Here is a 14,582-nt window from a genome sequence, read left to right as displayed (position 1 = left end):
TTTAAATTTAAAATCATTATCTATTGAATGAATGCTTCATAAAAATTACAAATTTGCCGCATACAAATTATAAATATTAAATTATATACTACCTAGTAGTAGTATGAAAATACTTACCACTAGGGTTTAAAAATTAATAATACAATATTTATATAAAATATTATATTATTAATTTTTTATTGCAAAGTATTCATTTTAAAATCCTGCCTATATTTTCAGCTACCTTTGAAATTGATTTATAGCCATCCTCAATAGCTTCATCTAAAGTTTTAACTGAATCAATTATAGAAAATAAGGATGTAACTCCTATATCATATAATTCCCTTGAGTCATCAGTTACTCTACCTCCTAATGCAATAAGTTTTATATTATTTCTTTTAGCGATTTTAGCTATTCCAGATATAGTCTTTCCGAATTTAGTTTGACTATCTATAGAACCCTCTCCTGTAAATATATAGTCTGCATCTTTAACTCTTTCTTCAAAATCAGTCCATTCAAGTACTATATCTATTCCTCTTCTAAGTTTTGCATTTAAAACCATAAAAGCTGCTCCAAGACCACCTGCTGCGCCTGCCTTATTTGTATTATTTACATCTAATCCTATATGATTTTTTAATACATTTCCATAATAAGTTAAAGCCTTTTCTAAATTCTCCAATTGTTCCTTACTTGCACCCTTTTGTGCTCCAAAAATTTTTGTTGCACCAAATTCACCAACAAGTGGATTCTCAACATCGCAAGCAACCATAATATTACATTTTTTAATTCTTTCATCTAAATTTTCAAAGTTAATATATTTTAATTTAATAAGTTCTGCTCCACCAAATTTAATTTCATTATTATTAATATCCTTACCACTAACTCCTAAAGCCTGAAGCATTCCGAAGCCGCCATCATTTGTTGCACTTCCTCCAAGTCCTATAATAAAATTTTTTGCCCCTTTATCTAAAGCCGCTTTTATCAATTCTCCAACTCCATAAGTAGTTGTAATCTCTGGATTTCTCTCCTCTCTTGATACAAGATGTAATCCACATGCCTCTGCAACTTCTATTACTGCAAGATTATTCTTTTCTATGTAACCATATTTACCTTTAACTTTATTACCAAGAGGTCCCGTTACATCTACTTCATTCATTTCCCCATTATTTGCATAAGATATAACTTCACTTGTTCCCTCTCCACCATCTGCCATAGGAATAACTTCAAAATAACAATTGCTAATTGCTTTAGATAAACCATCTCTCATAGCCTCTGCTGCTTCTTTAGCAGTTAAACTCTCCTTAAAAGAATCTGGTGCTATTACAATTTTTTTTATACTCATATCTATATTCACCCCTTCAGATATATTTTATTTCTTAATAATATTTATAATACATAGATATCATCTTTAACTGTATAACTCCATATTACATAAATATTTAAAACAATAGAAGGTAATCTCAATTATAAGTTTTAATTATATTTTGAGATCACCTCCTTTTACTATTCACTTACATACTTTTTCCAATATAACTTAGACTTTAAAATTCTATATATACATTCTTTACTACGTTCTTATTTATATCTAATTCTATTTTATTATCATAAAAGCTGTTCTTAGTTCTCTTTTCATTCAAATTAGTAATATAGCAATCTTTTATATTTTTATTTACTCTAAAACTTACCTTTTTATTTTCTTCTGTTCCATTAAAGAATCTTACTATTAATCCACTATTCTTTTCACTCTTCTTTAAAGCACTTAATGTAATCTGATTATTCTTTTCCTTTAAAAGACTATATTTATATGGAGTAACAAAATCAGCTTCATTAAGCTTCATAGCATTGTGAGGCATTTTATTATAACTTATTATTGGAGTTAAATATTCTTTTGCTACCTTTGTTAGATTATTCATTGAATCATCATTTTTAAAATAGTACAATGCAAAATTAAGTTTTATTTCACCTATCATTTGAGAATCTGGTGTTTCAAGTTTTATACCTGAAGGTCTACCTGGTCTCCTAAACAGCTCTTCTTTTCCTAAAAGACCTACAGATCTAAATAAGGTAATGGCCATAGTATCATATACTTGCCCTATAACCTCAAATTCCCTTGTACTATTTGTTAATATACTTACTCCTTTACTTTCATCTCTTAATGCAACAAAACTCATCATCGGATAAATTGAATCTGGTCTTTCATCCCAACCTTCACACTCCCACACATCCATAGCTGAATCTCTAACGGCTCTTTCTATAGTACCAAATTGATTATCACTTAAGGATACCTTAGATGCTATTCCTGTTGGAATGTATACTCGCACTCTATGATCTTTAGCTAAATTCATGATACTCATATTAACATCAATTATTGGATTACTCTCATGTAATGTTAAATTAATTTCTACAGGCATCTTACAATCTATAACTTTAGCTTTCCTACTATCTAAATCCTTAGGAATATCCATAATATATTTAATAGTTATTTCTGTACTTAAAGTGTTCTTTTTTATTATACTTTTGCATTTGACATTATCACTATAAATTAAAAAATCATATTCTAGTGGGGAAAAATCATATTCATCTCCATCATCTGATCCATCTTCAAGTAACATAACATTTTTATATTCTATATTATTCTTTTTATCTTTAATATTTAGTGTTCCATTTTCATTTATATTAATATCATAGAATTCTGTTTCAACCTTTGAAACTTCTGAAACTTCTGAAACTTCTGAAACTTCTGAACTTTCCCTATTATTTACACTTTCCTTTATTAAATAAGTCTTGTATCCCATTGATGGAATAACGTCTTTAAGCTCTACTGTATATCTAATAAATGGATCATAATTTTCATAATGAACAATTTGTCTATCAATTAAGCCAGCATCAACTATTTCCGTTTTTAGTATCTCAAATTCTTTCTCAATTTCATTCTCATCAACAAGTTTGAAGTTTTTAAATTTAGTAACTATTTCTCCTCTTATTACTTCTTCCCTTTCATACGGTAAAAGATTAAATGCTGTTAACTTGTCTAAAGCAATATCTTTATCCATTGCATCTACAATTATTCTCTTATAAAAATTAATTAAATTATCTACTTTGTCTTCTGCTAATTCAAATCTTGCCATAATCTGTTTATGAACTTTATCTGAACAGCAACATCCTATTGAATCATGGGCATGATTTTTCATAATTTCTTTCCATATCAATTCAATTAATCCCGAATGATATTCAAATCCCAAACTATAAGCTATTGAAGCTAAAGGTTCTAATATATTAGTTATCTTATTTTCAATCCTTACATTAGCTGCTTTTATATCCATTCTAGTTGAAAAAATACTTCTATGAACTCTCATATATTTACCATCCAAGAATTCACCTTCAAGCACATCTAAATTTTCTTGTTTTTCTAGCTCTTTAAATACATTTTCATAGTTACTTAAAAAGAATTCTCTTTCTGGGTAAATTTCTTTTAATTTTTTTATTACTTCAAATATATTTTTTTGAACTGGCATTTGATCATGACCATTAGGTAGTATAATATTCTCTGTTGTAGCACCTTTATCTAGTATACTAAAATATTTATCTATTCTTCCTTTTAACGCTTCTTTCTCTAAAGGCAAATATTTACCTATAGCATACCCTAATGGAAATAATTGAGTTAATACCTTAAACTCATTTTTATCTTTCCAATAAAATTCAGTTTTACCTGTCCCAACTCTCTCTGAAATACCTCTCCAAAATATTGAATAATGAATATCAAAACCATTTAATATTTGAGGCATTCTTGCAGATTGTCCAAATGAATCTGGTAGATATCCAATTCTCATTGGCTCGCCAAATTCCTCACAATCTTTCATTCCATATAAAAGATTTCTTACTATCGATTCACCTCCAACTACCATTTCATCAGTCTGAGTATACCACGGACCTATAATAAGCTTTCCTTTTTGTACAAGTGCTTTGACCCTCTCTTTATTTTCTGGCTTTACTGCAAAATAATCTTCTAATATTGCCGTTTGTCCATCTAAAATATAATATGGATAATCATCATTTTCTTCTAACATTATCATTATTTCTTCCATATTATTTACCAAAAGAATTCTAGATTCTTCAGTTGTAAAGTACCATTCTCTATCCCAATGCATATGTGGAACTACGTGAACCTTTTTCATAAAACACCTCTTACCTTTTCTATTACTACATATCATATATATCTATTTATCCTATATTCAAAATTTAGATGAAATTATAAAAACTTCATCTAAATTTAGGTTCTTTATTTGGCCACTTTATTTAATTTTGCTTTACGAGTTATAACCAATAATGCTGCTGAAATTACTGCTCCAAGCATAGCTGCTCCAAACCAAACTCCTGTTTTAACCAATCCTGAAGCTCCACCCTTTAATACAAATAATGAGAATATTCCAGCTCCTGGCACATCTAAACCTATGCCAACCATAGCAACAAGTGCTCCTGTTATTGCTGATCCTGCACATAGTGATGGAATAACTCTTAGTGGATCTGCAACCATAAATGGAATTGCCCCTTCTGTGATTCCTGCTAGCCCTAATAACCAAGTTGACTTACCAACTTCTTGTTCATCTTCGCTAAAATACTTTTTAAATAGCATTGTTGCAAAGGTCACTCCAAATGCTGATACCATCTTGACAGATGCAAATATTGCATATGGAATTATAACACCATTTGCCATTGCTCCTATACAGAAAGTATATGCTGCTTTATTTACAGGCCCACCGAGATCAAACGAAACCATTACCCCTATGATTGCTCCAAGTAATAATGCATTAGTTCCAGCCATACCCCCAAGCCATGATATTAATCCTGCATTCACTGCTCCAACAGGTTTACCCAATACAAAGAACATTAATGTTCCAACTATAATCGTACCAAACACTGGATATACCCAAAAGCTAATAAATCCTCCTAATGTACCCTTCGCAGGAATATATTTTTTAAACAATTTAATCGTATATCCAGCTAAGAATCCTCCAAGCATACCAGCTAAGAACCCTCCATTAATCATATTTGCTGCTATACCTGCTGCAAATCCAGGTCCGAGCGCTGGTTTGTCTGAAATTGAATATGCCATGTATGCTGATAATACTGGAACCATTAGTGTTCCAAGCAAATTGCTACCAAGTTTTCTATACATCCATAACCATGAATTCTCTGCATTAAATACATTTTGCAACCCAAAACCTTGAGCTATCAATGTTGCAAAAGCTGCTACCATACCTCCTGCAACTATTATAGGAATTATATATGAAATACCTGTTAATATTGATTTTTTAATTTCTTGTCCAAAATTTATTTTATCTTCTTGTGCATTTCCTGTTTGCTTAAATTCACCCTTTTTGTGTGTTTCAGCCTGTTTAAGTGCATTTATAATTATACTTTTTGCATCTTTAATAGGTGCTGCTACCCTTGTTTTATATATAGGTAAATGATCATATCTCTCTTTATTTTTTACTGCTACGTCTACTGCAAATATAGCTGCATCAGCATTTTTAAGTTGTTCATTTGTATGCCTATCTTCTATTCCATTAGCACCTTGTTTTTCAACAAATACTTTGACACCCAATTCTCTTCCAGTGTTAGCTAAAGCTTCTGCTGCCATATATGTATGTGCAATTCCTGCTGGACATGCTGTAACTGCTACAATTGTTTTAGTATATTCTATATTTTCTAGAGTCTCTTCTTTATAATTTTCTAAATTATTGTATAATTCCTGTGCTGTTTTACTTTCTTCTATTAATTTCTTGTATTTTTCATTTGAAATTCTCTTCATCAATTCCGCTAAAAGTTCTAAATGAGTTGACCCTGCTTCTGCCTTTGGTATTGCTAAAAGAAATATTAATTTTACCTTATTATCTTCACTAACACTTTCCCAATCATCTATAGTATTATTTAATAAAGCTACTGCAAAAGTTGCTTCTTTTACAGATTCTGATTTACCATGCGGAATAGCAAGACCTGATTCAATTCCAGTTGGAGATAATTCCTCCCTATACATTACATCTTTTAAAAATTCCTCTTTAGAAGTTATTTTCCCCTCACTCCATAGCTGTTCAATTAAGCATTCAATCGCTTCTTTCTTATTCTTAAAACTTTTGTCTACTAAAATAAGATTTGGAGATGTCAAATTATTTAATTTCACTAAAACCACCTCATCCTTTATCAATATCGTTTACAATTTTATAATAACAAAAACAAGTGAAAACATTTAAATATTCTCACTTGTGCACATATTTTTTATCTTATTATGTTATTTTGTGTATTTATTCACACTTTAATTCATTCCATACTGCTTCACTTAATAATCTTGTAACTATCACTATACCTACTCTATCTGTAGCATTATAGTTATTGATACTTATTTTAGGCGCCCAATAATGTAAATTAATATCAGCTAATTCACAAATTGAATTTATAGATAGATGTGTCAATGCAATAACATAAGCTCCCCTATCTTTTGCCTTATTTACAGCTTCAATAAGTTGCTTAGTTTCACCACTTACACTTATTACAATTATTACATCCTTACTTTCACACTTTTCCATACTATAAATCATATCATGTCTATGTTGAAAAAATTCTGCCCTTTTTCCGACACATCTCAAACTCTTAGTAAACATTTCACAAAAATATATTGAATCTCCTGCCCCAATGCAAAAAGTATTTTTGCTTTCTAAAATCTTCTTAGCAGCCTTATTAATTATGTTTATATCAATTAATTCTAAGGTTTTGTTTATATTGTTTAATATTGTAAACTCTGTGAAACTTTCTTTTGAAGATATTGTTTTTTCTTCATCTCTTAGTGAATGTTTTAAATCTGAGAAACTTAAATATCCTAATTTTTTTGAAAATCTAACTATCGTATTAGGAACAGTAAAAAGTATTTCAGCTGTTTTTTGTATAGATTGATTCAAAAATTCTTCTGTATTATTATTGATATACTCCACTATTTGGTCATCTGTATCTTTCAATTTATCTTCATACATTAATACTCTTTCTTTAAACTTCATACCATCCCTCTTTAATCACTTTTTAATTTTAGAATACTTCCACTTTCATTATATATACTTTAAGCTCTCATCTATAAAGCATTTTATACTTTACCTTTAAGTTTCATAGTATATTATAAGTTAAATACAAATGTAATTCTATAACCTAATTAATTTAAATACAAAATGTAACAAATATCAAATTGGAATATTTAAATTGTGTACATCATTGGTGATTTTTGATTCCTCTTTACTAACATTTTCATTGTTAGTTTTTCTAAGGGAAACAACCTTCCTTTCTCTTCCACTATAGTTTGTTATTACATTATATATCAAAAACACTCCTCTACAAAACTTATATATTGTAATCCGATTCATGAAATTTATTGACATATTAATTTTGCTTAAAAATAACCTCTGAACTTTTATACATCATATAGTTTCATATGTCTTAACATTAATATCTAATATGTTAATTTTATCCTTTTAACAATTCATTTAATTCAAATATAAAAAAACTCACACAAATATTTGTAACATATTTAGAGATAATTTATATACTGTATTATCCGGCTTTTTTCATTTTTTTTTAAGGATGTGTGGATAATAATGGATTCTATTTATTTAGACAATAATGCAACTACACATGTAGATCCTGAAGTAACCACAGAATTATTACCTTTATTAAATGACAACTATGGAAATCCATCTAGTTCTCACGAGTTTGGTAAAAATGCCAAAAAAGCTCTAGAAACCGCTAGAGGTAGAGTAGCTTCATTAATAAACTGTGATTCTAAAAATATTATTTTTACTTCAGGAGGAACTGAAAGTAATAATCTTGCTATTAATGGTCTTGCCCAAAAACTAACCCAAAAACATCATTTTATAACATCACAAATTGAACATTCTTCTGTTTTAGAAGTCTTTCACCAATTGGAGGAAAAAGGACACAAAGTCACATACCTTTCAGTAGATAAAAATGGTCTAATCTATCCAAATCAAGTAGAAGAAGCAATCAAAACTAATGAAAATACAGCATTAATCTCACTTATGTTGGTAAATAATGAAACTGGAGTTATATTCCCAATTAAGGAGATAGGTAAGATAGCCAAAAAATATAATATATTATTTCATTGTGATGCAGTTCAAGCCATAGGAAAGATACCTATTAATGTTAATGAACTAAATGTAGATTCAATTAGTATATCTGGACATAAGCTACATGCACCCAAAGGAGCTGGTGCTCTATATATAGCTGATATTAATACAATTTGTCCATTGATATTGGGTGGTAATCAGGAAAATGGAAAACGTAGTGGAACAGAACCATTACCTGCTATCGTTGGATTAGGAAAGGCATGTGAAATTATTTCTAAAAAGATGGATATATTTGTACCAGTTATAAGAAAAAATAGAGATTTATTAGAACAGAAGATTTTAAAAATTATGCCTACTACAATAATAAATTCTTATAAAGCACCAAGGGTTTGCAACACTTCAAGCATTCAATTTCCGGGAATTGTTGGCAAAAAACTTATTGAGCAACTTTCCAATAATAAAATATATGTATCTCACGGTTCCGCATGTGCAAATAATCATATTGGAAATTCTCATGTATTAAAGGCTATGGGCTTGACAGATTCTGAAATATGCTCCAGTTTACGCTTTAGCGTATCAAAAGAAAATACTGAAGAAGATATTAATGAGGTAATTAATAGGTTGTCAATAATATTTAAAAATATACCTTCAGAAAAAAATAATTATTATATTGGAACATCTGAAAATTTATCCTTAAGTAAAACCCAATATAACAACGATTCTTATGAAGATTTTTACAAACAATTAAAGTTGTTACAATCTAAAACAATGGGTGATCCTAACATTTGTATAGCCATATTAGATGGACCTGTTGATTTGTCTCATTCATGTTTTAATGGTGCTAATCTTAAAAATATGGATGTAGAAAATATAAACTATTCTGTAAAAGGAGAAGCAACAGAACACGGAACCCATATTACTAGTATTATATTCGGACAACAATCTGGAGGTATTAATGGTATTGCACCAAATTGTAGAGGTATTATACTACCAATATATTCAGATGATTCTAATGGAAATATTATAAAATGCAATCAATTAGGTTTAGCTACAGCTATTACCAAAGCTGTTGAATTAGGAGCTCATATTATCAACATTAGTGGTGGTGAACTAGTCTCTGATGTTGAACCAGAAAATTATTTGAGAAATGCAATTAATTTATGTAAAGAAAAGGGAGTTCTTATTGTTGCTGCTGCTGGTAATGATGGTTGCAAATGTCTGAATATGCCAGCTTGTATTCCTTCAGTATTATCTGTTGGTTCTATGGATGAATATGGTTCGCCTAGTGAATATAGTAATTGGGGTGATCCTTATCAATTTAACGGGATTCTTGCCCCAGGTGAAAATATTTTAGGAGCTATACCAAATAATAAATCCAAATCCAAAAGTGGCACAAGTTTTTCAACTGCTATTGTTACAGGTTGCATAGCTCTTTTATTAAGCAACCAAATCAAAAATGGAACTTCACCAGATCCTCTAATTATAAGAGATGCTCTCTTATCTACTGCATCATCTTGCAAAATTGGAGATGCTTCAGAAGCAAATCGCTGTCTTGCTGGTAAAATTAATATTTCAGAAACTCTTAAACAAATTTTAGAAAAAGAAACATCTACAGAAGAAGTTAACAGTTACAATAATATAAATTCAAATATTAATATTTTAGAAATGAAAGGAAGTAGAAAATTTATGACTCATGAAGATAATAACCAAAATTCAAATCCAATATCTGAAAATAGCTCTAACGATACAAATATTACTAAAAAAACAGCGCCAGTTGAAGTTTCCCCCTCTGAATGCAATGCTTGTAAAAATTCAACTCAATCACAATTTGTTTATGTACTAGGAAATATAGGGTATGATTTCCCTAATGAAGCTAGACGTGATTCCTTCACTCAAGCTATGGCATCTGTAATCAAGGAGCCAAATCCTTATAATCCTAAGCACATGATACAATTTCTTAAACAACATCCTTTTTATGCTAGCTCACTTATTTGGACTATAAGTCAAGAATCTAGTCCACTTTATGCAATTCATCCTTCTGTGCATTTTAATAGTGAAGTATATGATCTTTTAAGAGAATTTCTTGAGGATTCAACTGCTGTATTTGAAGGTATTATTTGTTCTATTCCTGGAGTTCTTTCTGGAAATAATGTAACTTTAATAAACGGTTATACAGTTCCTATACTTATACCTGAATTAAGAGGTATGTGTAACTGGTCTATCGATGCTTTAGTTAAAACTATCTCTGCTCAACTCGATTCAGAATCACAAAAATATCTATACAGTTTTGAAGATGATGTAAAGAAATTCCTTAAACGAGTATACTATCAACTTAGAAATTTAGGAATAACTTCTGGTGACCGTGCACTAAATTATACAGGAACAAACTTAGTTCAAGTTAAGGAAATTTTTAATAACCCTGATATAGTTGGGCAATATGCTTTAGATACTATAGAGGTAGAACGTAGCAGTATTTGCCGTCCTAATTCTGATTGTTGGGATGTAAAAATAATTCTATTTAAACCTAAAAAACTACTTGAAGAAGCACGTAAAGTATTCCTATTCACTGTAGATGTTAGTGATATAGTTCCTGTTTCAATAGGTACTATTCGTGATTGGGAAATGTACTCATGTCATAACAATTGATAAATTTAAATAAAATATGAAAGGAAGTATATATTATGAAATTACCTGTTCAATCAAAATCCATTATAAGAAATTCAATAAATAGTTTTTTTAGTAATAAGAATATAAAACCCAATGCCTTGAATTCATGTGAAGAAGCTTGTTCTAAAAAATATGCAGGTTCACCAATGCAAGAAGCTATATGTAGATCGCTTTGTTAGATTAATAAAATAACTAGTTCCTTTTCATATCCATATAAAAATATGAAAGGAGGTGATTATTATGAAAACACCAATTCAAGCAAAGCCAATTTTAAGAAATAAATTAGGCAATTCTTATTCAGAAAGTGCTATAGCTCCAAATGGTAGTAATCCTTTATGTAGTCTAGGTTGTGCTTTTTTAAGTGGGCAAGACAAAATAGATTGTGTAAATACCTGTTCTTCGATTGTAAATCCTATTACAGATATAATTCCAAGTATTCTTCCATTTATTCTTTAATATTTAATTCTAATATTCAAATGATTCTCTTATAGTAGTTATTCAAGACTTGTAAAATGTCTATGTTTTTAAAATCTTTGAAAGTCTTAAATGTAAATAGCTTTTTTCTATTTATATACTATAAGATTAATCAAACTAAGGAGAGCAACTATTATGAAAAAACCAATTCAAGCAAAGGCAATTTTAAGAAATAAATTAAACATTTTTTATTCAGGCAATGCTATATCTCCAAATACTCTAGACGCATGTAGGCAATGCTGCGATAACAAATTTGGTCGCGATACTGACAATAGTGGACTTTGTCAAACATGTTGTTCTAAAGCATATTAAATATTTCTAAAAATGAATGGGCTGCATCAGATTGAAGATTTTTATTCAACCTGATACAGCCTTTTACTTTAATTGGCATTATAAATAAAAATTTTTGATATATTTTATAAATAAAAAAACTAATCTTCACGAACTCTAATGCTTTAAATACTTTATAAATTCAATAATCTATTCATTCCTAATTAAAAATTTTATATTTTATTAAAATCATTAACAGCGTTATCAATTTTTTTATAAGAAAGTTCAAATGCTCCTTTCATTTGTGAATATAGCTCATATATACTATCTATTTTCTTATTTAATTTGACTTCTAAACTATCTGAAGGATTTATAATAAATTGTGTATTATTTTCAATATCATATAAAACCTTTATAAGTATTGAATTAATAATAGTTACATTTTTTAGATTACTATTAAATTTCTTATCTAATTTACTTAATTTATCTTCACATTCTCTCAATTTTATAACATTCTTTGTATTATAATTAACTTTCCATGCTTTTGATATTTTAATTCCTTGTTGGCATAAATCAATATATCCTTTAATGCTTTTATTAGTTTCCTGTAGCTTTCTTATAACTTCATTAGTCTTATCTACATTATTGGATTTACTGTTAAATGGTTCTACACAACCTTCTTGAAAGCCTTGTATAACATCCTTAAATAATTTATTAGTTGCTCCGTTTATATTTGCGCCTCCCTCCGTTGCATTAATAAATGTTGTATTAGGATTCTCCTTTATTATTTTCTCTAATGAAAGTCTATAGTCATTCAACTGCACACTAGTTCTTACAGGCTTTCCATTTATATCTTCAACATATATATCCGAATTATTTCTATAAAAATTCTCAAAGGTAAGTTTTTGCCATGTATTTTCAGCTAAAATATCATGTCCTCTATCTCCTGTATAAGCTAAATCCTGTCCTATAAAAACAATTGGATTGCATCCCATATGTATAGCAAGTAATGTTAAAGTATGAGCAATAGACCCACCACCAAACAATTCTTTTATATCAGTTTTCCAAATATTATTCAAAAATTCGTTTGCTGAAAAGAAAAACTTATTTCCATTATGTTCTTCTAATATTTTAGTATTAGTATTATCTGAAATTACCAATGGAACATCAAACTTATTTAAATATCCATCTACTAATTTAAATGCAACTTCTGAAAAATCTACACTGGCTACACAATTAGGAACTATTTCTTTTTCAATTAAAGTCCTTAAAGTTCTTCCACCGCTTAATACTAATCTATTACCACCTTTCTTTAAATAATCAATATTTTTACTAAGCGAAGGTCCAGCTGATACTATAACTGCTGGTACTCCTTTATATTTATCTTTTAATTCATTGACCGGTGTTGACATCGCCAAATATTTAAGATTGTTCAAAAAATTATCAAATATAATGTCATAAGATTTTAATATTGTATTTCTGTTTAATGTTATTCTTGTAATTTCTTTTTTTATTAATTCATATTTATCATTTACGTACTCCCTATAAAAATTATAATATGAACAATATTCTTCTATTTTCAAGTTAGCTACATTATTTTCATTTACATATTGATTAAAAAATTGTTCTATATCACTTTCATCTGAAGCCAAGCTTACTCGCGAATCATTTAATATTTGTTGTACTTGTTTATCCTTTTTACAAAAATCAATAAGGGCTTGATTATGTTCTACAACTAAAATATGACTTTTAAAACTACTTACTTTTAATAACTCTTCTATATGCTCTCCAAAAAACAAACCAAAAATTATGTAATTATCTTTTTCAGTCATATTGCTAATTTTACCCATAAATTTCTCAATTTCTCTTTTTTGATTATATTTGTTACCCAAATATTTTTTCTTTCCATCTACATTAATTAAAAGAACTCTATATCCATCTTTACTAATCTCAACGCTAAAATCCATAATTTTCATTCACTCCTCACTTATATTAATTCTCGTAAAATCCATCTACTTCTTAAATATTAAACTGTGATAATTTTGCACCCCTTCAGAGACTAAATCATATGAAAAAGATAACTTTCTTACTTAAGGTTTACAATAATAAAGCATAAGTGAAGTTTTTATTTTTAAAGTATCATAAATTATATAAAACAAAAAATTTTATATAATTCTTACTAAAATAATACTATTGAATTTTTAAACCCAACAAAAAACTATTTTTGTTGGGTTTTTTATAAATTGTTCTAACTAAATAGAATGTTTTAATATCTAATTATATTTTCATATAACATAATAGTTTATATACTAAACATTAATATCTTCACTTTAATCCATTCCTACATTTCCTTTTAAATAATACCCATTTTTATCATTATCTTTAGCCCATCATGTATTTCCTCTTTAGCACGAATGTTCCATGCTTCCTTGTCTTTATTCCAATTTATTTTTAAAATTTCCTCTGAATGTTCAGCATACCATGATCCATTTACATCATTCCAAACACTATTTATAGTTCCTATTACATTTTCACTCCCTTTTAGATATCCTATCCATTCCTTTGAATTAAATGTTGTTTTATCATCAACAAACTGCAAATCTACTTTTTTATCTATACCTAATATTTCTGCACTATTTTTATGTTGAGTAATTATAGTTTCTTTATCTCTTACATTTCCTACCTCTATGGATGCTATGACATTTTCTACATTCTTAACTAAAGTTTCATTGCTACTTGAATCTTTATTACTTAAATTTTCATTATATATTTTTATTTTAGAAGGATCTATTCCACTGTAACTATTTATAAGTAAGGCTTTAGCATCTTTACTGTATACTTTATATTCTGAAATTCCGTTACAATCTAAGAATGCACTATATCCTATATTTGTTACACTGCTCGGTATATCCATACTCATTAATCCTCTACATCCACTAAATGCAGAACTTCCAATGCTTGTTATACCATTTACAAGTTTAACACTTTGTAAACTTGCATTGCTTGTAAATGAAGCTTGCTCTATAGTCTGTACACTATTTGGAGTAACATATGATGAATCTACTT

At 28.7% G+C, this 14,582-nt stretch carries 11 protein-coding genes; 4 read left to right on the top strand and 7 right to left on the bottom strand.

Annotated features, from left to right (window positions below; genetic code table 11):
* Positions 1 to 190: 190 nt before the first annotated feature.
* The 5 genes from BUB01_RS07325 to BUB01_RS23135 all read right to left on the bottom strand — a co-directional run bounded on the left by BUB01_RS07325 (position 191) and on the right by BUB01_RS23135 (position 7,343).
* Positions 191 to 1,321: a glycerate kinase family protein gene (locus tag BUB01_RS07325; protein ID WP_072986053.1), complete on the bottom strand. Its 1,131-nt coding sequence runs from the start codon at positions 1,319 to 1,321 to the stop codon at positions 191 to 193.
* A 199-nt stretch (positions 1,322 to 1,520) separates the two neighbouring features.
* Positions 1,521 to 4,154 carry a mannosylglycerate hydrolase gene (gene mngB / locus BUB01_RS07320; RefSeq protein WP_072986052.1) on the bottom strand — a complete coding sequence of 878 codons (2,634 nt, stop codon included), beginning with the start codon at positions 4,152 to 4,154 and terminating at the stop codon, positions 1,521 to 1,523.
* A gap of 104 nt (positions 4,155 to 4,258) precedes the next feature.
* A complete protein-coding gene (gene mngA, locus BUB01_RS07315; protein WP_072986051.1) occupies positions 4,259 to 6,160 on the bottom strand; it encodes a PTS 2-O-a-mannosyl-D-glycerate transporter subunit IIABC in 1,902 nt (633 codons plus the stop codon).
* Between the two features lie 121 nt (positions 6,161 to 6,281).
* Positions 6,282 to 7,028: a MurR/RpiR family transcriptional regulator gene (locus tag BUB01_RS07310; protein ID WP_072986050.1), complete on the bottom strand. Its 747-nt coding sequence runs from the start codon at positions 7,026 to 7,028 to the stop codon at positions 6,282 to 6,284.
* A gap of 177 nt (positions 7,029 to 7,205) precedes the next feature.
* The gene (locus tag BUB01_RS23135) at positions 7,206 to 7,343 is read right to left on the bottom strand and encodes a hypothetical protein (RefSeq protein ID WP_159433216.1); all 138 of its coding nucleotides are present in this window, start codon (positions 7,341 to 7,343) and stop codon (positions 7,206 to 7,208) included.
* A 273-nt stretch (positions 7,344 to 7,616) separates the two neighbouring features.
* Between BUB01_RS23135 and BUB01_RS22710 the strand changes: the two genes are divergently transcribed.
* From BUB01_RS22710 to BUB01_RS23125, 4 genes are all read left to right on the top strand, one after another.
* The gene (locus BUB01_RS22710; protein WP_084108502.1) at positions 7,617 to 10,751 is read left to right on the top strand and encodes a PatA/PatG family cyanobactin maturation protease; all 3,135 of its coding nucleotides are present in this window, start codon (positions 7,617 to 7,619) and stop codon (positions 10,749 to 10,751) included.
* Positions 10,752 to 10,786: 35 nt separating this feature from the next.
* Positions 10,787 to 10,951 carry a hypothetical protein gene (locus tag BUB01_RS23130; protein WP_159433215.1) on the top strand — a complete coding sequence of 55 codons (165 nt, stop codon included), beginning with the start codon at positions 10,787 to 10,789 and terminating at the stop codon, positions 10,949 to 10,951.
* Positions 10,952 to 11,012: 61 nt separating this feature from the next.
* Positions 11,013 to 11,228: a hypothetical protein gene (locus BUB01_RS07295; RefSeq protein WP_072986049.1), complete on the top strand. Its 216-nt coding sequence runs from the start codon at positions 11,013 to 11,015 to the stop codon at positions 11,226 to 11,228.
* A 153-nt stretch (positions 11,229 to 11,381) separates the two neighbouring features.
* Positions 11,382 to 11,558, top strand: coding sequence for a hypothetical protein (locus BUB01_RS23125; protein WP_159433214.1), 177 nt, complete (start codon positions 11,382 to 11,384; stop codon positions 11,556 to 11,558).
* 191 nt (positions 11,559 to 11,749) lie between these two features.
* Here BUB01_RS23125 and BUB01_RS07290 read toward each other — a convergent pair whose 3' ends face one another.
* Together BUB01_RS07290 and BUB01_RS07285 are read right to left on the bottom strand one after the other, a co-directional pair.
* Positions 11,750 to 13,492, bottom strand: coding sequence for a motility associated factor glycosyltransferase family protein (locus tag BUB01_RS07290; protein ID WP_084108499.1), 1,743 nt, complete (start codon positions 13,490 to 13,492; stop codon positions 11,750 to 11,752).
* A gap of 377 nt (positions 13,493 to 13,869) precedes the next feature.
* The coding region (locus BUB01_RS07285) for a leucine-rich repeat domain-containing protein (protein WP_143152467.1) at positions 13,870 to 14,582 on the bottom strand (713 nt) is incomplete at its 5' end.

The organism is Clostridium cavendishii DSM 21758, from assembly GCF_900141845.1.
Taxonomy (GTDB): domain Bacteria; phylum Bacillota; class Clostridia; order Clostridiales; family Clostridiaceae; genus Clostridium_AG; species Clostridium_AG cavendishii.
Note: the sequence above shows the minus strand (reverse complement) of the source record. Positions and strands in the feature narration are given on the sequence as shown.

Coding starts and splice junctions, on each gene's coding strand:
- mngB (WP_072986052.1), bottom strand. CDS start 4,154: ATGAAAAAGGTTCACGTAGTTCCACATATGCATTGGGATAGAGAATGG.
- BUB01_RS07325 (WP_072986053.1), bottom strand. CDS start 1,321: ATGAGTATAAAAAAAATTGTAATAGCACCAGATTCTTTTAAGGAGAGT.
- BUB01_RS07290 (WP_084108499.1), bottom strand. CDS start 13,492: ATGAAAATTATGGATTTTAGCGTTGAGATTAGTAAAGATGGATATAGA.
- BUB01_RS07310 (WP_072986050.1), bottom strand. CDS start 7,028: ATGAAGTTTAAAGAAAGAGTATTAATGTATGAAGATAAATTGAAAGAT.
- BUB01_RS22710 (WP_084108502.1), top strand. CDS start 7,617: ATGGATTCTATTTATTTAGACAATAATGCAACTACACATGTAGATCCT.
- BUB01_RS23125 (WP_159433214.1), top strand. CDS start 11,382: ATGAAAAAACCAATTCAAGCAAAGGCAATTTTAAGAAATAAATTAAAC.
- BUB01_RS23130 (WP_159433215.1), top strand. CDS start 10,787: ATGAAATTACCTGTTCAATCAAAATCCATTATAAGAAATTCAATAAAT.
- BUB01_RS07295 (WP_072986049.1), top strand. CDS start 11,013: ATGAAAACACCAATTCAAGCAAAGCCAATTTTAAGAAATAAATTAGGC.